The sequence below is a fragment of the Pseudomonas silensiensis genome (genome assembly GCF_050434865.1).
Lineage (GTDB): Bacteria > Pseudomonadota > Gammaproteobacteria > Pseudomonadales > Pseudomonadaceae > Aquipseudomonas > Aquipseudomonas fluorescens_W.
In genome coordinates this window covers 14,862-33,357 of the sequence record NZ_JBNDJH010000014.1, presented here as the reverse complement: position 1 = coordinate 33,357, position 18,496 = coordinate 14,862, and the positions used below count along the sequence as shown (strand labels likewise).

Annotated in this window: 23 protein-coding genes; 8 read left to right on the top strand and 15 right to left on the bottom strand. The window is 59.6% G+C overall.

What is annotated here, in order from left to right:
• Positions 1 to 128 precede the first annotated feature (128 nt).
• The 3 genes from QF010_RS20040 to QF010_RS20030 all read left to right on the top strand — a co-directional run bounded on the left by QF010_RS20040 (position 129) and on the right by QF010_RS20030 (position 3,002).
• Entirely contained in the window at positions 129 to 1,043 is a 915-nt protein-coding gene (locus QF010_RS20040; protein WP_429533770.1) for an urea transporter, read from the top strand.
• A gap of 21 nt (positions 1,044 to 1,064) precedes the next feature.
• Complete coding sequence (locus QF010_RS20035; RefSeq protein ID WP_033056036.1) at positions 1,065 to 1,889, top strand: ion transporter; 825 nt, start codon at positions 1,065 to 1,067, stop codon at positions 1,887 to 1,889.
• A gap of 114 nt (positions 1,890 to 2,003) precedes the next feature.
• Complete coding sequence (locus tag QF010_RS20030) at positions 2,004 to 3,002, top strand: sulfate ABC transporter substrate-binding protein (protein ID WP_033056035.1); 999 nt, start codon at positions 2,004 to 2,006, stop codon at positions 3,000 to 3,002.
• Positions 3,003 to 3,196: 194 nt separating this feature from the next.
• On the opposite strand, the gene QF010_RS20025 is transcribed toward QF010_RS20030, so the two are convergent.
• Entirely contained in the window at positions 3,197 to 3,826 is a 630-nt protein-coding gene (locus QF010_RS20025; protein WP_429533769.1) for a hypothetical protein, read from the bottom strand.
• A gap of 236 nt (positions 3,827 to 4,062) precedes the next feature.
• Between QF010_RS20025 and QF010_RS20020 the strand changes: the two genes are divergently transcribed.
• Positions 4,063 to 5,268 carry an MFS transporter gene (locus QF010_RS20020; RefSeq protein ID WP_095127749.1) on the top strand — a complete coding sequence of 402 codons (1,206 nt, stop codon included), beginning with the start codon at positions 4,063 to 4,065 and terminating at the stop codon, positions 5,266 to 5,268.
• Positions 5,269 to 5,328: 60 nt separating this feature from the next.
• Here the strand turns inward: QF010_RS20020 and QF010_RS20015 are convergent, their stop codons facing one another.
• Positions 5,329 to 5,733, bottom strand: a complete 405-nt coding sequence (locus QF010_RS20015) for a type II toxin-antitoxin system HicB family antitoxin (RefSeq protein ID WP_056742059.1) — start codon at positions 5,731 to 5,733, stop codon at positions 5,329 to 5,331.
• The gene (locus QF010_RS20010; protein ID WP_033056032.1) at positions 5,733 to 5,945 is read right to left on the bottom strand and encodes a type II toxin-antitoxin system HicA family toxin; all 213 of its coding nucleotides are present in this window, start codon (positions 5,943 to 5,945) and stop codon (positions 5,733 to 5,735) included. Before QF010_RS20010 ends, QF010_RS20015 begins: the two co-directional genes overlap by 1 nt.
• A 280-nt stretch (positions 5,946 to 6,225) precedes the next feature.
• On the opposite strand from QF010_RS20010, the gene QF010_RS20005 reads away from it, so the two are divergent.
• Both QF010_RS20005 and QF010_RS20000 read left to right on the top strand, forming a co-directional pair.
• Entirely contained in the window at positions 6,226 to 6,945 is a 720-nt protein-coding gene (locus QF010_RS20005) for an SDR family oxidoreductase (RefSeq protein ID WP_033056030.1), read from the top strand.
• Positions 6,946 to 7,112: 167 nt separating this feature from the next.
• Positions 7,113 to 8,000, top strand: coding sequence for a LysR family transcriptional regulator (locus tag QF010_RS20000; protein WP_429533768.1), 888 nt, complete (start codon positions 7,113 to 7,115; stop codon positions 7,998 to 8,000).
• A 46-nt stretch (positions 8,001 to 8,046) separates the two neighbouring features.
• Here QF010_RS20000 and QF010_RS19995 read toward each other — a convergent pair whose 3' ends face one another.
• From QF010_RS19995 to ccmA, 10 genes are all read right to left on the bottom strand, one after another.
• Positions 8,047 to 8,451: a hypothetical protein gene (locus QF010_RS19995; RefSeq protein WP_033056027.1), complete on the bottom strand. Its 405-nt coding sequence runs from the start codon at positions 8,449 to 8,451 to the stop codon at positions 8,047 to 8,049.
• Positions 8,452 to 8,465: 14 nt separating this feature from the next.
• Positions 8,466 to 9,668 carry a c-type cytochrome biogenesis protein CcmI gene (gene ccmI / locus QF010_RS19990; RefSeq protein WP_429533767.1) on the bottom strand — a complete coding sequence of 401 codons (1,203 nt, stop codon included), beginning with the start codon at positions 9,666 to 9,668 and terminating at the stop codon, positions 8,466 to 8,468.
• Complete coding sequence (locus tag QF010_RS19985) at positions 9,661 to 10,134, bottom strand: cytochrome c-type biogenesis protein (protein WP_033056023.1); 474 nt, start codon at positions 10,132 to 10,134, stop codon at positions 9,661 to 9,663. Before QF010_RS19985 ends, ccmI begins: the two co-directional genes overlap by 8 nt.
• Complete coding sequence (locus QF010_RS19980; protein ID WP_429533766.1) at positions 10,131 to 10,667, bottom strand: DsbE family thiol:disulfide interchange protein; 537 nt, start codon at positions 10,665 to 10,667, stop codon at positions 10,131 to 10,133. The genes QF010_RS19985 and QF010_RS19980 overlap by 4 nt, the downstream gene beginning before the upstream one ends.
• Positions 10,664 to 12,652 (bottom strand): heme lyase CcmF/NrfE family subunit, encoded by a 1,989-nt coding sequence (locus QF010_RS19975; RefSeq protein ID WP_429533765.1) that lies wholly within the window; start codon positions 12,650 to 12,652, stop codon positions 10,664 to 10,666. The genes QF010_RS19980 and QF010_RS19975 overlap by 4 nt, the downstream gene beginning before the upstream one ends.
• A 3-nt stretch (positions 12,653 to 12,655) precedes the next feature.
• Positions 12,656 to 13,111 (bottom strand): cytochrome c maturation protein CcmE, encoded by a 456-nt coding sequence (ccmE, locus tag QF010_RS19970; protein ID WP_046054302.1) that lies wholly within the window; start codon positions 13,109 to 13,111, stop codon positions 12,656 to 12,658.
• The gene (gene ccmD, locus QF010_RS19965) at positions 13,108 to 13,284 is read right to left on the bottom strand and encodes a heme exporter protein CcmD (RefSeq protein ID WP_007894243.1); all 177 of its coding nucleotides are present in this window, start codon (positions 13,282 to 13,284) and stop codon (positions 13,108 to 13,110) included. Before ccmD ends, ccmE begins: the two co-directional genes overlap by 4 nt.
• Positions 13,281 to 14,036: a heme ABC transporter permease gene (locus tag QF010_RS19960; protein ID WP_046054301.1), complete on the bottom strand. Its 756-nt coding sequence runs from the start codon at positions 14,034 to 14,036 to the stop codon at positions 13,281 to 13,283. Before QF010_RS19960 ends, ccmD begins: the two co-directional genes overlap by 4 nt.
• Before the next feature lie 78 nt (positions 14,037 to 14,114).
• Complete coding sequence (ccmB, locus tag QF010_RS19955; RefSeq protein WP_008155797.1) at positions 14,115 to 14,783, bottom strand: heme exporter protein CcmB; 669 nt, start codon at positions 14,781 to 14,783, stop codon at positions 14,115 to 14,117.
• Positions 14,780 to 15,415: a cytochrome c biogenesis heme-transporting ATPase CcmA gene (gene ccmA, locus QF010_RS19950; RefSeq protein ID WP_007894233.1), complete on the bottom strand. Its 636-nt coding sequence runs from the start codon at positions 15,413 to 15,415 to the stop codon at positions 14,780 to 14,782. The genes ccmB and ccmA overlap by 4 nt, the downstream gene beginning before the upstream one ends.
• A 197-nt stretch (positions 15,416 to 15,612) precedes the next feature.
• Between ccmA and fliK the strand changes: the two genes are divergently transcribed.
• Positions 15,613 to 17,187: a flagellar hook-length control protein FliK gene (fliK, locus tag QF010_RS19945; protein WP_429533764.1), complete on the top strand. Its 1,575-nt coding sequence runs from the start codon at positions 15,613 to 15,615 to the stop codon at positions 17,185 to 17,187.
• Entirely contained in the window at positions 17,184 to 17,513 is a 330-nt protein-coding gene (locus QF010_RS19940) for an EscU/YscU/HrcU family type III secretion system export apparatus switch protein (protein WP_429533763.1), read from the top strand. The genes fliK and QF010_RS19940 overlap by 4 nt, the downstream gene beginning before the upstream one ends.
• A 40-nt stretch (positions 17,514 to 17,553) precedes the next feature.
• On the opposite strand, the gene QF010_RS19935 is transcribed toward QF010_RS19940, so the two are convergent.
• The gene (locus QF010_RS19935; RefSeq protein ID WP_429533762.1) at positions 17,554 to 17,946 is read right to left on the bottom strand and encodes a DUF2802 domain-containing protein; all 393 of its coding nucleotides are present in this window, start codon (positions 17,944 to 17,946) and stop codon (positions 17,554 to 17,556) included.
• On the bottom strand, positions 17,947 to 18,432 hold the full coding sequence (locus QF010_RS19930) for a chemotaxis protein CheW (protein WP_008155806.1): 486 nt from the start codon (positions 18,430 to 18,432) through the stop codon (positions 17,947 to 17,949).
• Positions 18,433 to 18,496 lie beyond the last annotated feature (64 nt).

Sequence of the window (18,496 nt, the reverse complement as noted above, 5' to 3'; positions counted from 1 at the left end):
ATGACGGTTCCAACAGAAAGACCGCATTCGCTGAATTTGGGGCCGCTTCGCAGCCCAGCGGGAGCAAGCTCCCTCGCCACAGAGTTTGTGCAAGACCTTTTGATTTTCCTCTGCCCCCAGACTTCATCATGCCTGCCAACCACTTCAACACCCACTGCCCCGACTGGGCTACTGCCCTGCTCAACGGCTTCAGCCAGATTTTTCTCCAGCGTCATCCGCTGTGCGGTCTGCTGTGCCTGCTGGCCATTCTTTTCACCGCGCCCGCCCTGCTCGGCGGTGCACTGCTAGGCGGTGTCGCCGGGCTGCTCACCGCGCAACGACGCGGTTATGCCAAGGCCGATCGTCAGGCCGGGCTGTTCAGTTACAACGGTGTCTTGCTCGGTTTGCTGCTGAGCCTCTACTTCCCGTGGTCAGCAATGTTGCCGCCGCTGATCATTGCCGCGGGCGGCCTGAGTGCGATGGTCACTCAACAGTGGCTCAAACGCGTCCGGGTCAGCCAATACCTGCCTGCCTATACGGCGCCCTTCGTGGGGCTGGGCTGGTTGCTGTTGTGCTTCGCCACGCCCTCGACAAATGCGCACCTGATCGAAATCAATACGCTGAACATGCTCGCCGCACCACTCAAAGGCCTCGGCCAGGTGATGTTCCTCGGTCATCCGCTGGCCGGTGCGATGATTGCCGTGGGCTTGCTGATCGCTGATCGCCGCGCATTCTGCTGGGCGTTGTTGGCGTCTGTCGCGGGCATGGGCTGGAGCATGCTGCATCACGACGTCTATACCGCATTGATCGGCCTCGGTGGCTACAACGCCGTACTCGCCGCCCTCGCCTTCAGCCCGCAGCGCCAGAAGCCTTGGCTGCCGCTGGTCGGTATTGCATCAGCGCTGTTGCTGACGCCGGTGTTTGCCGCCATCGGTCTGCCAACGCTGACGGCGCCTTTTATCCTCGCCTGTTGGCTGATCCGCACGATTGTTCAAATGCTCGGCAAGACCACTGTCGCCCGTACGCCTTGCACTCTGGAGGAGAATCAACCTAGGCTTCGCTGATCATTGGTTCAGGCGGTATCCATGGACAGCAGCAAAAACTGGCGTGAAGAGCTTTACGTCATGGTTTTCCAGAGCGACACCAAGGCCGGGCGACGCTTCGACGGCATCCTGTTGTTGATCATCCTCGCCAGTATTGTGATCGTGATGCTCGACAGCATCGATTCCATTCACCAGAACTACGCCAATGTGCTGGCGTACATCGAGTGGGGCTTCACGGTCATCTTCGCCATCGAATACGGCCTGCGGTTGTACTGTTCACCCAAGCCGTTGCGCTATGCGTTCAGCTTTTATGGGCTGGTGGATTTGCTGGCAATCGTGCCCGGCATTCTTGCGCTGTATTACGCCGATGCGCAGTACCTGCTGATTATCCGGATCATTCGGATGCTGCGGATTTTCCGCGTGCTCAAGCTCAGCCCGTACCTCAAGCAAGCCAACTATCTGATGTCCGCATTGCGCGGCAGCAAGCAGAAGATCGTGGTGTTTCTGGTCAGCGTCTGCACCCTGGTGACGGTGTTCGGTACGTTGATGTACGTGATCGAAGGCCCGGAGCACGGCTTCACCAGCATTCCCAAAGGCATCTATTGGGCTATCGTCACGCTGACCACCGTGGGGTTCGGCGACATCGTGCCTAAAACGCCATTGGGCCAGGTGATTTCGTCGCTAGTGATGATCACCGGTTACTCGATCATCGCCGTGCCGACGGGAATTTTCACCGCCGAACTGGCCAACGCGATGCGCGGCGAACAACTGCAACATGACTGCCCGGTGTGCAAGAAAAACAACCACGAGCATGGCGCGGCGTTCTGCTCACGGTGCGGTAATCAGCTGTTCAAGAAAATGGAATAATCAAAGTACTTTTTAATCTTTAAAGGACTATGCGAGCCCCGTTATAGTCGCTGGCAAATTGCCTCTTTTAAATAAAAACTTTATGAACACTCTTTTTAAAACAAGGACTGCGCAGTGAAAAAACTCTTTGGCGCCTCACTTCTGGCCGCTGGCCTGGCACTGACCAGCATGGCTCAGGCCGCACCGACCCTGCTTAACGTTTCCTACGACGTGATGCGCGATTTCTACAAGGACTACAACACTGCCTTCCAGAAACACTGGCAAGCCGAGCACAACGAAAACATCACCCTGCAGATGTCCTTCGGCGGCTCCAGCAAACAGGCGCGTTCAGTGATCGATGGCCTGCCGGCTGACGTCATCACCATGAACATGGCCACCGACATCAACGCCCTGGCGGACAACGGCAAACTGGTCCCGGACAACTGGGTCACGCGCCTGCCGAACAACAGCGCACCGTTCACCTCGGCCACCGTGTTCATCGTCCGCAAAGGCAACCCGAAAGCCCTGAAAGACTGGCCTGACCTGCTCAAGGACGGCGTGCAGGTGATCGTGCCAAACCCGAAAACGTCGGGTAACGGCCGCTACACCTACCTCTCGGCCTGGGGTTATGTGCTGAAAAACGGTGGTGACGAAAGCAAAGCCAAAGACTTCGTCGGCAAGCTGTTCAAACAAGCGCCGGTGCTGGATACCGGTGGCCGCGCCGCCACTACGACTTTCATGACCAACCAGATTGGTGATGTGCTGGTGACCTTCGAAAACGAGGCGGAAATGATCGCCCGTGAGTTTGGTCGTGATCAGTTTGAAGTGATCTACCCAAGTGTTTCCGCCGAAGCCGAGCCGCCAGTGTCGGTGGTCGACAAAACCGTCGACAAGAAAGGCACTCGCGCTGCTGCCGAGGAATATTTGAAGTACCTGTGGTCGCCGGAAGGTCAGGAGATTGCTGCGGCGAACTACCTTCGCCCGCGTGATCCGGCGGTGTTGGCCAAGTACACCGATCGTTTCCCGAAAGTGGATTTCCTGTCGGTAGAAAAGACCTTTGGTGACTGGCGGACAGTGCAGAAGACCCACTTCAACGATGGTGGGATCTTTGATCAGATCTACAGCGGTCAGTAATTCCTGAGCCCAATGAAAAAGGCGACCTGAGAAGGTCGCCTTTTTTGTGCCCGAACACAAAACCCAAGTTCACTGAAGATCCCTTAATGTAGGAGTGAGCCTGCTCGCGATAGCGGAGTGTCATTCAACATTGATATTGACTGACACTCCGCTATCGCGAGCAGGCTCACTCCTACAGGGGTTTTGCCATGCTGTTACATCGGTGGTGTTACGCCGTCCTTGCCCGCGGAAATTGATTGGGCAGTGAGCGTCCCGTCAGCACTCTGGGTCACAAACGTCACAATCTTCACCCCCACCTTCAGCAAGCTGCGATCACCCGGCACCAGGTTCACGATCGGCACATCCTCCGGCACCAGAATCTTCTGCTGGCCGCCCTTGTAGTTGACAGTCAACACCCGGCCATTGCTGACGACCAGATCACCGACGCTGCCATTGGTCATGCTACTGCCCTTCACCAAATCAAACGGTCGATGTCCATCACCGCTACCAGCCAGCTCCGGTGGGAAGACATGGACTTCCAGCGCCTTGAGGGTGCCGTCTTCTTGCGCAATGGCAGCCGAGCCGATGTAGCTGCCGGGCTTGATGTCTTCGATGTTGGCCAAGGTGACGGCACGGACTTTGGTGTCATTGGTCAGGTTGATCACCACGTTTTCACCACTGTTAACGTGGACTTTCAGCACGTCGGGGCTGACCCCGGTGATCTCGCCGCGAACGCCGATGCGCATGCCCGGCGCGTCAGCAGCCTGGACAAGACCTGCCGTGAACAAGCTGATCAAGGTAACCACTGAAGCGCCGCGAATCAGGTGACGAAACATCGCATTCATGAAAGTGCCTTCCGTTTAATGAAACGTGAAGAGAGAACATAAGCACGCTATCGAACAGGATGTAAGTGAATGTATCATCGGACCTCGATATTTTGACGCAAGGCTCCTCGATGGACATCACACACGTCCGTCACTCATTCCGCAACGGAATGATTGCTATCACTCCAAACCCTCTTCTGCCCCTTTCGATAGCCCTTTAGCCTGCGCGCATTCTCTTTTGCTCAGCGAGACCCGTTATGAAGCCAGCGACCCAGGTGCCCCACGGCACCGCAACAATGACCCGAGGCATGGTGCTGCTGTTCGCCTTCTGCTGCGGCGCCATCGTTGCCAACATTTACTACGCCCAACCGATCATCGGCCTGATCGCACCCGACATCGGCCTGACCAGCACCATGGCCAGCCTGATCGTTTCACTGACCCAGATCGGTTACGCGCTGGGTCTGTTCTTCCTGGTACCGCTGGGAGATCTGTTGGAAAACCGCCGCTTGATGATCATCACTACCGTGGTGGCGATTGCCAGTCTGTTGGGCGCCGCGTTCACCGATCAGCCAAACGTGTTTTTGCTGATCTCGCTGCTGGTGGGGTTCAGCTCGGTGTCGGTGCAGATCCTGATTCCACTGGCCGCGCACTTGGCACCAGAGGAATCGCGTGGCCGTGTGGTCGGCGGGATCATGGGCGGTTTGCTGCTGGGGATTCTGTTGGCGCGGCCGGTGTCCAGCGTGGTGGCTGACCACTTCGGCTGGCGCGCGATGTTTGTGATTGCGGCCGTGTTGATGGCGGCGATCAGCATCGTGCTGGCGCTGACCATTCCCAAGCGCCAGCCTGATCACAGCGCTTCTTATGGTCAGTTGCTGGGCTCGTTGTGGACCCTGTTGCGTCAACAACCCGTGTTACGTCAGCGCGCGTTTTACCAAGGCTGCATGTTCGCCACCTTCAGCCTGTTCTGGACCGCCGTGCCGCTGGAACTGGCGCGCAACCATGGCTTGTCGCAAACCCAGATCGCGATCTTCGCCCTGGTCGGAGCCATCGGTGCCATCGCCGCCCCCATTGCCGGTCGACTGGCCGATGCCGGCCATACTCGCATTGCTTCACTGCTGGCCTTGCTGTTCGCCAGCCTGAGCTTCCTGCCAGCGTTCATCCATCCGGTTTACAGCGTTATCGGCCTCGCTGTCACCGGCGTGGTGCTCGACTTCTGCGTGCAGATGAACATGGTCCTCGGCCAACGCGCGGTCTACGCCCTCGACGCCAAAAGCCGCAGCCGCCTGAATGCGTTGTACATGACCAGCATCTTCATCGGTGGCGCGTTTGGTTCTTCGGTGGCCAGTGCGGTGTATGAGCACGGTGGCTGGTTGTGGATCGTGATTGTGGGCAGTGCGTTTCCGCTGTTGGCGTTGTTGCGGTTTTTGAGTGTTTCAGAGAAGCGTTCGCTGGCGACGGCATAGTCCACCAATAGCTTCGCGGGCAAGGGGTAGCGCCCGCGAAGGTGATGGTCTCGCTTTCACTCAGTGCCGAACCAACTTCTCCATCGCCGCATCCGCCAGAAAGGAAGAACGGCTTTTGACATTGTGCTCACGCACATATCGATCAATGCGCTGAATCACATAACCGGGCAGCGTCACGTTGACCTTCTCGGTCTTCCCCATGTATGGCGCGATGTCCAGTTCCAGCATTCCCCAGCCCATGTCGGCAAAGTCCGGATTCCCACGGTGAGCGGCAGCAGATGTAGGCATGGGAATCGACTCCCCGTCAGCCGCAATCTCCTGAAGCATGATGTGGGCAATCTCGACCGCCGCGTTGTAGGCATCTTCAAATGTATCCCCGGCCGTTACGGCGCCTGGAATATCAGGGATCTGAATACCGATGGCGGTGTTCTCGTCGCCCCACTCGATACAGATTGGATATTGCATTATGGATCTCCTGCGTAACTGGCTCCCGGGCAATACAGCCCGGCTCGCCTCCTGATGCTTTTGACCGTCCCGATCGGCAAATCCTTTTTCGGATGAGGGACGGGTATCGTGTACGGGTTGTATCGGTGTTTGAAAAGGTGATGACTGCCGGCAATCCGATCCAGTGTCCAGCCAGCTTCCTCCAATTCCTTGATCAATAGCCTGCTCTGCACCAATAGCCTCCGTGCTCAGGCCTAAACAAAAGTAACCCTAGAGTTATCTTTACTCAAGCACAAAAATCCATATCGCGACGCTCGGTTGTTTTACAGAGTGTGATTGCGGGCCGCGGCCTTCTTCCCGGGAATGAATCATTTCACTCGGCGTGATCGGTTACGCCGAGGTCAACCCGGATTACACTCAGCGTCCTGAGCCTGGCGCGATGCTGGATGCGATTCGCGGCTGAACCGATCAAATGCCGCCTGAGCCGCGGCATGTTCTTTCAAGGAGTGTGCAATGACCCGACGTACCTTTCTCATCACCGGCGCCAGCAAAGGCATTGGTCGGGCGGTGGCCGAGCATCTGGACCGCGCGGGTCATCGGGTGGTCGGGATTGCCCGATCGCCCGACCTGAGCTTTCCCGGCATCCTGTTTCCGCTGGATCTGAGCGACCGGGCGCTGACTCAGGAAGTGCTGGTGGATCTGGCCAGGACCTATGAGTTCGACGGGCTAGTGAATAACGTCGGGCTGGTACGCCCGCAAGTGCTGGGCGAAATCGACCTCGATACGTTCGACGACGTGATGCGAATCAACCTGCATTCGGCGTTGCAGGCTACTCAGGCGCTACTGCCGAACATGCGCGCCAAGGCCTGGGGTCGGGTGGTGAACATATCCAGCCTGACCGTGCTGGGTATCACGCAGCGCACCGCCTACGCGGCGGCCAAAGCGGCGCTGATCAGCTTCACGCGATCCTGGGCGCTGGAACTGGCGCAAACCGGTGTGACGGTGAATGCGGTGGCGCCGGGACCAACTGAAACCGAACTGTTTCGCGCCAACAATCCGCCGGGCAGCGAAGGTGAAGCGCGGTATCTGGCCGGCGTGCCGATGGGTCGGTTGGGGCAACCGCAGGAGATCGCGGCGGCGATTGCGTTTTTGTTGTCCGAGCAGAGCGGGTTTATCACCGGGCAAACCTTGTTTGTCGACGGTGGGTCTTCGATAGGCAAAGCGGCTTTCTGAAGAACACATATCAACGCTTTTGTGGCGAGGGAGCTTGCTCCCGTTCGGCTGCGAAGCAGTCGTCATCGGTCAGACCTGTCGCCTGTATTGGGGCCGCTTCGCGACCCAACGGGAGCAAGCTCCCTCGCCACAGTTAAAGCTCAATTCAATCAGAACAGAGAATCCCGATGGACCGCCTCGCCGCAATGGAAACCTTCGTCTACGTGGTGGAAACCGGTTCGTTTTCCGCCGCCGCCCGACGCTTGAATATCGGCCAGCCCGCCGTCTCGAAAGCCATCGCGCATTTGGAGGCGCGCCTCGCCGTCAGGCTGCTGTTGCGCTCTACCCGAGGCCTGACGCCGACCGAGGCGGGCCTGGCCTTTTTTGAACGCTCCAAGCGTGCCATCGAAGAAGCCGACGAGGCCGACAATGCCGCTCGCGGTGCCGCCAGCGGCCTGAGCGGTAACTTGCGTATCTGTGCTGCTGTGACCTTTGGCCGGCTGCACATCGTTCCGCACCTGGGGCCATTTCTCGATCAGAACCCGGGCCTGAACATCGATTTGATGCTGGACGATCGCAACGTCAATCTGGTGGAGGAAGGCGTCGACATCGCCCTGCGCATGGGCGCCCAGAGCGACTCAGGCCTCACCGCCCGCAAGATTGCCGAGTGTCGGCGCGTGGTGTTGGGCACGCCCGCCTATTTCGAAAAACATGGCGAGCCCACCTGCCCTGCCGATCTGAGTAAACACCAAGCAGTCATCTACACCTTGGGCGGTGGTGCCAGTTGGCAATTGCGCAATGGGACAGATGATCAGTCAGTCATCATCAACGGGCGAATCCGCGTCAACGCCGCCGAAGGTCTGCGTGCAGCCGTGCTAGCCCATCAAGGGCTGACCATGGCGTCCGAATGGATGTTTGCACCGGAACTGGCCAACGGCGCGGTCAGGGAAGTGCTGAAGGATTGGACGTTGCCGAATCAGGACCTTTGGGCGGTGTTTCCCACAGGCCGAATGGCCAGTGCGAAGGCCCGGGCGTTTGTGGAGTATGTGCAGGGGTTGCTGATAAAAGACGTCTGAGAAACGCTCAGAAAGCAAAACGGCGATCCAAGGATCGCCGTTCTGTTTACTGCCCGAATTGCCTTCCCAACCCGCCCGGAACGCCATGGATGTCTGTCTCTTCCCATGGCCCGTTCGGGCTGATCGACCGGCTCCAGCCGTTGTCCCAGCGATAATACGTACGCTGGCGGTAGAAGGTGTTGGTCTGATCATCGAGAACGTACACGCCGAGCTTGGCATCCCAATGGCTGTTGCCACCCGGCGGCGGCGCGAAGCTGGCGGAGGTGCGTGGCTGCGGTTTGGCGGGCTTGGCCGGAATGCTCGGTTTGCCCGGTGTCGGTGTCGTGGACGGCGTCGGACGCGGCTGCGACGGCGGGATCGGTGGCAACCGTTCAGGCTGCTGCGGTTGGACCACGCAAGCGCTTAACCCCAAAACCATACTGAGCAGGGTGATACGAGCGATGGCGGTCATAGTGGCGTTTCCTGTCATTTGTCCGGGCTGTCGATGGTCAGTGTTTGCTGCGCAGTGGTGCTGCTGGCCAGAGGCTGGCTGCGACCGATCCATTCGCCGGCAGTGGGTTTGCCGGCGCGGGAGATGCGCGCAACCAGTTGGACTTCAGGGAAGTTCGACAGTTTCAACTGCGGCATCATTGCGTCAGCATCGCCCAGCTCGACAGTCGCTGGCAAATCGGCCACGGTCAGGCGCTTGGCGGCCAATGGCGCAGGAGGACCTGCGGTGGCGCGGGCGAAGATGAATACGCTGTCGCCCGGCTGGACCTTGGCTTTCAGCTCTGGTGCCAGATCCACTCGCACCTTGAGCAGTGCTGCCACCTTGGCGGCGGGTGCCTGGGCCACCTTACCACCGCTGGTTTCGAGTTTCTCGGTGGCCCGAGTGATGCCGCCTTGCAGCGCGGCGCGGGAACTGTCCTCCGGTGGCAGTTGCACCAGCAGGCGATTCCAGTAGTCGATGGCGTCCTGATAACGCTGGCTTTCAAAGGCAGCAATACCGAGCAAGCCAAGGCTGGTGACTTCTTTCGGGTCGGCTTTGAGTGCTTCGTCGGTCAGCGCCTGAACCTTGTCCGACCACTTCTTGCCGTCGGCGAAGTACTGGGCCTGCGCCCATTGACCCAACAGCTCCGGCTGACGACCAGCCAGGTTCACCGTGCGTTCGAAGATCTTCGCCGCATCGCCAGGGCGATCCTGAGCCATGTAGGTGCGACCGAGGAAATACAGGCCTTCAGCCGAGTCCGGCTGAGCCGCGACCGCACGTTCCAGACGACGGGTCATCTCTTCCATCGACTGCGGCGCCTGGGAGAATTCGCGGGTCAGTTCGACCTTGTCGCTCGCTCCGAAATGCAGATACAAGCCAAGACCCAGCACCGGCACCAGAATCGCCGCCAGCAAGGGCCACGGTTTGCCCAGGCGGGACACGCGTGGCGCCTCGACGCCTTCAGTGTCGGCGAGCAATTCACGGGCGGCTTCGGCGCGACCGGTGTCCATTTGCGCGGCGTCCAGAACGCCCTCTTCCTGCTGAGTCTGCAACTCAGCCACACGCTCCTGATACAGCGCGACGTTCAGGGCCGTACGATCCTCTTCAAGCTGGGCGCGACGACCACGCAGTACGGGAATCAGCAGAAAACTCAGGGCAACCAGAAGTAGCAGACCTGCAGCGAGCCAGAAATCAATCATTCTTGGTTTTATCCAACAGGTGGTCGAGGCGCTCACGCTCCCCGGCGGAAAGCTCATCCTTGGTGTCAGCGCGTTGCACGCGACGACGGCGGACGATCACGGCGATGATCACAAAACCACCCAGCAGCAGGCCGGCAGGGCCGAACCAGAGCACAGCAGTCTTGGCGTTCAGAGCGGGTTTGTAGCGGACGAAATCACCGTAGCGGTCGACCATGAAGTCGATGATCTGCTGGTTGTCCTTGCCCTCGCCGAGCATGCGAAAAATCTCTTTGCGCAGGTCGGCGGCGATCGGTGCATTGGAATCGGCAATGTCCTGATTCTGACACTTGGGGCAACGCAGTTCTTTGGTCAGTTCGCGAAAACGCTCGCGATCACCTTCTTTGGCGAACTCGTAGGTGTCGATGGCCGCGTGCGCCACGCCGGCCATGCTCAAACCCAATACCGCGGCGGCTATCCAGCGCTTCATGGCTTGGCCTCATCAACCAGCGCCTGATACTTGGCCGCCAGTTTTTCGCGCCAGACCTGTTCATCGATCACGCCAACGAACTTGTCGCGGATGATGCCCTTGGCGTCGATGAAGAAGGTTTCCGGAGCGCCATAAACGCCGAGATTCAGGCCCAGGGTGCCTTCATCGTCACGAATGTCCAGCTGGTACGGGTTGTGGAATTCCACCAGCCACTTCAAGGCGTCAGCGTTGACGTCCTTGTAGTTGATGCCGTAGATCACCACGCCCTTCTCGGCCAGTTTGTTCAGCACCGGGTGCTCGACCCGGCAGGAAATGCACCAGGTACCCCAGACGTTGACCAGCGCTGGTTTACCCAGAATGTCCGCCTTGGTCAGGGTCTTGTCGCCCTGCACGGCCGGCAGGGAAAACTCCGGGAATGGCTTGTTGATCATCGCCGAGGGCAGCTCGGCCGGGTTCAGGAACAGCCCGCGATAAAGGAAAACAGCCACCACCAGAAAAATCACCAGGGGCAACAGCATCAACCAACGTCTCATGCCGTGGCTCCCTTCATGCCCAGTGCTTCACGCACACGGCTGTTCACCTTGACCCGGTAACGGCGATCCAATGCCGCCAGCAACCCGCCCAAACCGGTGAGCAGACCACCGAACCAGATCCAGCGCACGAACGGTTTGACGTGGACGCGAACGGCCCAGGCACCGTCGCCCAACGGTTCGCCGAGTGCGACGTAAAGGTCGCGGGTGAAACCGGCGTCGATCCCGGCTTCGGTCATCACCGAGTTCTGCACGGTGTAGAGGCGCTTTTCCGGGTGCAGCACGCTGACTTCCTGGCCGTTGCGGATCACCCGAACGGTGCCCTTATCGGAGGTGAAGTTCGGGCCTTCGAAATGCTTGGCGCCTTCGAACACGAACTGGTAACCGCCCAGGTCCATGGACTCGCCCGGCGCCAGGCGCAGGTCGCGCTCGGCACTGTTCTGGCTCGACAGCACGACGCCGAGGGCACACACAGCGATGCCGAGGTGAGCGACCTGCATCCCCCAATAACTGCGGGTCAGGGTCGGCAGGCCTTTGATCAAGCCTTTGTGGCGAGTCTTGTCGAAGATGTCACGCACACCGGCCAGCAACACCCAGGCGGCGAGCATGAAGGTCGCGATCACCGCCCAGTTGAAATCGCCGTAAGCGACACCGGCTACCACGGCCAGCGCGGCGCTGCCGAGCAACACCGGGGTCAGCATGCTCAACAGCCATTTGACCGGGGTGTCTTTCCAGCGCACCAGCATGCCGACTGCCATCACCATCATCAGCAAGGCCATCAACGGAATGAACAGTGCGTTGAAGTACGGCGGGCCGACCGACAGCTTGGCGCCGGTCATCGCATCGAGAATCAGCGGATACAAGGTGCCGAGCAGGATCATCGACGCCGCCACCACCAGCACCAGGTTGTTACCCAATAGCAAGGTTTCCCGGGACCAGAGGTTGAAGCCGACGTGGCTCTTCACCACGGGAGCGCGCAGGGCAAACAGCGTCAGCGAACCACCGACCACGAACAACAGGAAGATCAGGATGAACACGCCGCGCGCAGGGTCGGACGCAAAGGCGTGAACCGAGGTCAGCACGCCGGAACGTACGAGGAAAGTCCCCAGCAAGCTCAACGAGAAGGCCGCGATGGCCAGCAACACGGTCCAGCTCTTGAACACGCCACGTTTTTCCGTGACCGCCAACGAGTGAATCAGCGCCGTACCCACCAGCCATGGCATGAAGGAGGCGTTTTCCACCGGGTCCCAGAACCACCAGCCGCCCCAGCCGAGTTCGTAGTAGGCCCACCACGAACCGAGGGTGATGCCGATACCGAGGAAGGCCCAGGCGACGATGGTCCACGGACGGGACCAGCGAGCCCACGCCGCATCAAGACGACCGCCCAGCAGCGCAGCGATAGCGAAAGCGAAGGCCACGGAGAAACCGACATAGCCCATGTACAGCATCGGCGGATGAACGATCAGGCCGATGTCTTGCAGCAGTGGGTTGAGGTCACGACCGTCCGCAGGAATCTGCGGCAGGATCCGTGCAAACGGGTTGGACGTGAGGATCAGGAACAGCAGGAAACCCGTGCTGATCATGCCCATCACCGCCAGCACGCGAGCCAGCATCACTTGCGGCAACTGACGGGAGAACACCGACACGGCGAAGGTCCAGCCGCCGAGTATCAGGGCCCAGAGCAGCAACGACCCTTCGTGAGCGCCCCACACCGCGCTGAACTTGTAGTACCACGGCAACGCGCTGTTGGAGTTGCTGGCAACGTAGGCGACGGAGAAATCGTCGGCCATGAAGGCGTAAGTCAGGCAACCGAAGGAGAACAGCAGAAACGCGAACTGCCCCCAGGCGGCCGGCTGAGCGAGGCTCATCCACAAGCGGTCACCGCGCCAGGCACCGAACAACGGCACCACGGCCTGAACCAGCGCGAAACACAGCGCCAGAATCATGGCCAGATGGCCGAGTTCAGGAACAAAGAGTCCAGATGTCATCGATCAACCCTCCTTCGCGGGCGTTGGAGCAGATTGACCACTGTCTTTCAACGCCTTGGTCACTTCCGGCGGCATGTACTTCTCGTCGTGCTTGGCCAGCACTTCGTCGGCCACCACCACGCCGTCGGCGTTGAGCTTGCCCAGGGCAACGATGCCCTGCCCTTCGCGGAACAGGTCCGGAAGGATGCCGCGGTAGCTGATGGTCACGGATTTACTGAAGTCGGTGACGATGAATTTCACGTCCAGCGAATCGCCGGAGCGTTGCAGCGAACCTTTCTCGACCATGCCACCGGCGCGGATGCGCGTGTCTTGCGGGGCTTCGCCGTTGGCGATCTGGGTCGGGGTGTAAAACAGATTGATGTTCTGCTGCAGGGCGCTCAGGGCCAGGCCGACGGCAACGCCGACACCGACCAGGATCGCGAGAATGATGATAAGACGCTTTTTGCGCAGCGGATTCACTTGCCGTTCTCCCGGCGCAGACGACGCGCCTCTTGTTGCAGATACCGCTTGCGGGCCAGGATCGGCGCCGCCACGTTGAGGGCCAGCACCGCCAGGCTAATGCCATAGGCTGACCAGACATACAGGCCGTGATGGCCCATGGCGAGAAAGTCGCCGAATGAAGCGAAACTCATCGAGCGGCCTCCAGACTGTTCTGCACTTCGGCCTTGACCCAACTGGCGCGGGCTTCGCGCTTGAGCACTTCAAGACGCATGCGCAGCAGCAACACCGCGCCGAAGAAACAGTAGAAACCCAGCACCGTCAGCAGCAGTGGCAGCCACATCTCGGCGGGCATTGCCGGTTTTTCGGTGAGGGTGAACGTCGCGCCCTGGTGCAGGGTGTTCCACCACTCCACCGAGTATTTGATGATCGGGATGTTGATCACGCCGACAATCGCCAATACCGCGCAGGCCTTGGCAGCACTGTCACGATTGCTGATCGCATTGCCCAGCGCAATAAGACCGAAGTACAGAAACAGCAGAATAAGCATGGACGTAAGTCGTGCATCCCAGACCCACCACGAGCCCCAGGTCGGTTTACCCCAGATCGCGCCGGTGACCAGCGCTACGGCGGTCATCCAGGCACCGATGGGCGCCGCGCATTGCAGGGCGACGTCGGCCAGTTTCATCTTCCACACCAGCCCGACGATGCCACAGATCGCCAGCATCACGTAGATAGACTGGGCCAGCATGGCGGCCGGAACGTGGATATAAATGATGCGAAAGCTGTTGCCCTGCTGGTAGTCCGGCGGGGCGAAGGCCAGGCCCCACACCACACCAACGCTGATCAGCAGCAACGCCGCGACACTCAGCCACGGCAGCAGTTTGCCACTGATGCCGTAAAACCATTTTGGCGAGCCGAGCTTATGAAACCAAGTCCAGTTCATTACTGTTTCCATCACGGTTGCTGCTCGCCATCACGAGCAGCGAAGGGTCTTTACTGGTTAAAAAATAACCAGACCTCATTATTCGCCGACGCTGATCTTCAGGCCAGCAGCTATTGCAAAAGGTGTCAGGGTTATCGCCAGGGCGGTCAGGCTACCAAGCCACAGGAGATAACCGGTCGCCGGCATGCCTTGCAATGCCGCCTGCAAGGCGCCACTGCCGAGAATCAACACCGGGATGTACAACGGCAGAATCAGCAGCGCCAGCAACAGGCCACCACGCTTCAACCCCACCGTCAGGGCTGCGCCCACCGCACCGAGCAGGCTCAGCACCGGTGTACCCAGCAACAAAGAAAGCAGCAACACCGGCAGACAGGCGGTTGGCAAACCGAGCATCAATGCCAGCAATGGAGCGAGCAAAACCAGTGCCAGGCCAGAGAAGGACCAGTGTGCCAGTACCTTGGCCAAAACCAGAAGAGGCAGGGGGTGCGACGAAAGGACCCACTGTTCAAGCGATCCGTCTTCGAAATCACTGCGGAAAAGCCCGTCCAGCGAGAGCAAAACCGATAAAAGGGCCGCTACCCAGACCAGTCCCGGAGACAAGGTTTGCAACAATTGAGACTCGGGTCCGACCGCCAACGGGAACAGGGAAACCACGATCGCGAAGAATACGAGCGGATTGGCCAACTCCGCCGGACGGCGGAACAACAATCGGGCTTCACGGGCGACCAACAGGCCAAAAACACTCATACGGCCCAGTTCCCCAGATCAATGTCGCGATAGCCGGCCGGCATTCGGGTCAGCGTGTGGTGAGTGGTCAAGACCACCATGCCACCGCGCTCGCAGTGTGCGGCCAGGTGTTCTTCGAGTTGCGCCACGCCTTGTTTGTCAAGCGCAGTGAATGGCTCATCGAGGATCCACAGCGGCGGGCTTTCCAGGTACAACCGCGCCAACGCGACCCGGCGTTGCTGCCCGGCAGACAGCGTATGGCAAGGAACATCCTCGAAACCGCGCAGTCCGACGGCCGTCAGTGCTTGCCAGATCGCCTCATGGGAGGCCGGTTGATGCAAGGCGCAAAGCCAGCTCAGATTCTCTTCCGGCGTCAGCAGATCCTTGATCCCGGCGGCATGACCGATCCACAGCAGGTTGCGCGCCAGTTCGAAGCGCTGCTCGTTCAATGGCTGGCCGTTGAGCAGCACTTGACCGGCAGTCGGCTGCATCAGCCCGCAAAGCAGGCGTAAAAGGCTGGTTTTGCCACTGCCATTGGGGCCGCTGATTTGCAACATTTCGCCACTGGCCAGTCTCAATTCGAGATTTTCGAAGAGCAGCCGAAGGTCTCGCTCACAGGCGAGGGCAACGGTTTGCAGGACTGGACTGGTCAAGAGATCACGGGCCTTTTGGGTTCAAGTCGGCAGTGGAGCGGCCGTTAAAGATATGCAGGATAAATGCATTGGCGGCCCGTTCTAAGGAGCTGGATCAAGTATTTGAAATGTTTTCAGCGCCCCGGATACAACGGGGCGGCATTATACATGCCATGCCCTACTCTCAAGAGGGCAATTTCCTCAGGTTGTGACCGCGTATGACAGGCGAAATGAACATCCTCCCGCTACCGCAGACCACCCCCGCGACTTCGCGGCCGCTGGTGGTGAGTGGCGACCTGCTGAAGTTACTGACGCCGATGGAGGGCCTGATCACTGCGGGCCAGACCGCCAAGGCCGAAGTGCTGTCGCTCAAGCAGGCGGATCAGACCTTTCAACTGTTGCTCAAGGTCACCCTCGACAGCGGCCGTCAGACCACGGTCCAGGCCACCAGCACCCAACCGTTGCCTCAGGGCACCAGCCTGGCGATTACCCAGCCGTCGGCGGGTAATCTGGCCGTCACCGTGCAACAAGCCATCGCCTCCAGCGTCGCCACCCTCACCCGTATCGACACGGCGCAACTGCCCGTCGGCACCCTGCTGCAAGGCAAAGTGCTGACCTCTCAGGTGTTGCCGCAGGTGCCGGGCCAGCCGACGGTGTTTCGCTCGATGGTGAGCGTGCTCAACACCGCGTTGAGCGGCAGCACCCTAAGCATCGACAGCCCGACGCCGCTGCGCATCGGCACCTTGCTGAGCGCGCTGGTGCAGGACACCCAGACGTTGAAGTTCGTGCCATTGAGCAGCCGCCAGGAGCAATTGGCGGTGACCCAACAACTGGTCAGTCAACAGAGCCGCCAGGGTTCGCTGGATGGCCTGCTCAAGCTCCTGCAAAACCTGCCGTCTTCGAATCAGACGTCCAGTGATCTGCGTGCCGCCGTCGACAAGTTGCTCGCCGGCCTGCCCGATGTTCAACAACTCAGCACGCCAAAGGGGCTGGCCCAGTCACTGGCCAATAGCGGGCTGTTCCTTGAAGCCAAACTGCTCAGCGGTCAGAACCCGACACTGGCCCCGGACATGAAAGGCGATCTGCTCAAGCTGATCGCACAACTGACGCCAGGCCTGCCGGCCAACACCAATCTCAACGCGATCATTGCCGCCAACACACTGGCCCAGGCCATGCCGAACTTCGTGCGCAGCGCCCTCGGCATGCTCGGTCAGGTCAGCGCCAAACCGCAGCCAACCAGCTTCCCGCTGCCCGAGCGCCTGTTACAAAGCATGGACGGCGAAGGCGATCTCGAGCACTTGCTGCGTTTGGCAGCAGCGGCGGTTTCACGCCTGCAAAGCCATCAACTGTCGAGCCTGGAACAGACCGGCGTCACTGACGACGGACGGTTAATGAGCACCTGGCAACTGGAAATCCCGATGCGCAATCTGCAGGACATCGTGCCGTTGCAGGTCAAGTTCCAGCGCGAAGAAGCGCCCGGGAAGGAACAGCAAAACGAACGCCGCGACGAGCGCGAACCCAAACAACAATTGTGGCGAGTGGACCTGGCGTTCGACATGGAGCCCTTGGGCCCGTTGCAGATTCAGGCACAACTGATCAAAGGCAGCCTGTCCAGCCAGCTGTGGGCCGAACGCCCGTACACCGCCAGCCTGATCGAAAGTCATCTGGCCGAACTACGCCAACGGCTGCTGGCGTCCGGCCTGAATGTCGGCGATCTCGATTGCCACCTTGGCACTCCGCCACAAGGCCCTCAAACCCGTCTCGAACAACGCTGGGTCGACGAAACCGCATGAGAAATCCCAACACCCCGCGCCAGGCCATCGCCCTCAAATACGACGGCAGCCACGCCCCTACCCTCACGGCCAAAGGTGACGAGGCACTGGCCGAAGCCATTCTGAAGATTGCCCGCGATTATGAAGTACCCATCTACGAAAACGCCGAGCTGGTGAAACTGTTGGCGCGGATGGAATTGGGGGAAAGTATTCCGGAGGAGTTGTATCGAACGATTGCGGAGATTATTGCGTTTGCGTGGAATCTGAAGGGCAAGTTTCCCCAGGGGCAGGATCCGGATGCGCCGATGGTCGAGAAGGACATCACCGAACGCGGCGACGATTACTGATCATTCCCACGCAGAGCGTGGGAATGATCGTTGGTAGGCGTCAGTTCTTGTGCATCTTGCTCATCAACTCCGCCTCAGCCTGGGTCAAGCCGCAGGACTGAGTCAGTTCATCGACGCTCGCGCCCATACCGACCAGTTTTGCCGCCTGTGCAAACGACAGGCTCGACGGATCGCGCTGTTCCAGTTGAGCCAGTTTGTCCGGCAACGGGGCAACCACTGCGCGCAGTTCGTGCAGGTCTTCACCCATGCGCACGTTGCCGCTCTGGTAGTCCTCGACACGCTTGGCCAAGTCCCTGATGCGCTGATCGCGCAGCGCATCGCCCTGCGCCTGTTGCGTGGCGATCAGTCGTTGGCCTCGTATGTACGCCAGAAACATCGCCAGCGTGCCTGCCCAAAAGAGGAACAGGACAATGACCGCTACCTCAAGAATCAATCAGATGTTCTCCAGGTCCGACCATTCTTCTTCGCTCATCATCTTGTCCAGCTCGACCAGGATCAGCAGTTCGTTGTTCTTGTTGCACACGCCCTGGATGAACTTGGCGGATTCTTCGTTACCGACGTTCGGCGCGGTTTCGATTTCCGACTGACGCAGGTAAACCACTTCGGCGACGCTGTCGACCATGATCCCGACGACTTGCTTGTCGGCTTCAATGATGACGATACGGGTGTTGTCGCTGATTTCGGCGTTCATCAGGCCGAAGCGCTGACGGGTGTCGATCACGGTGACCACGTTACCGCGCAGGTTGATGATGCCCAGCACGTAGCTCGGGGCACCCGGGACCGGGGCGATTTCGGTGTAACGCAGGACTTCCTGAACGCGCATCACGTTGATGCCGTAGGTTTCATTGTCCAGTTTGAAGGTCACCCATTGCAGGATCGGATCTTCAGAACCTTTTGCATTCGTCGCTTGATTACTCATACCCTGACCCCTCGAAAAACCGCCATAGCGGTGTGTGTTCTGTTGGCGGCATTCAACAATGCCG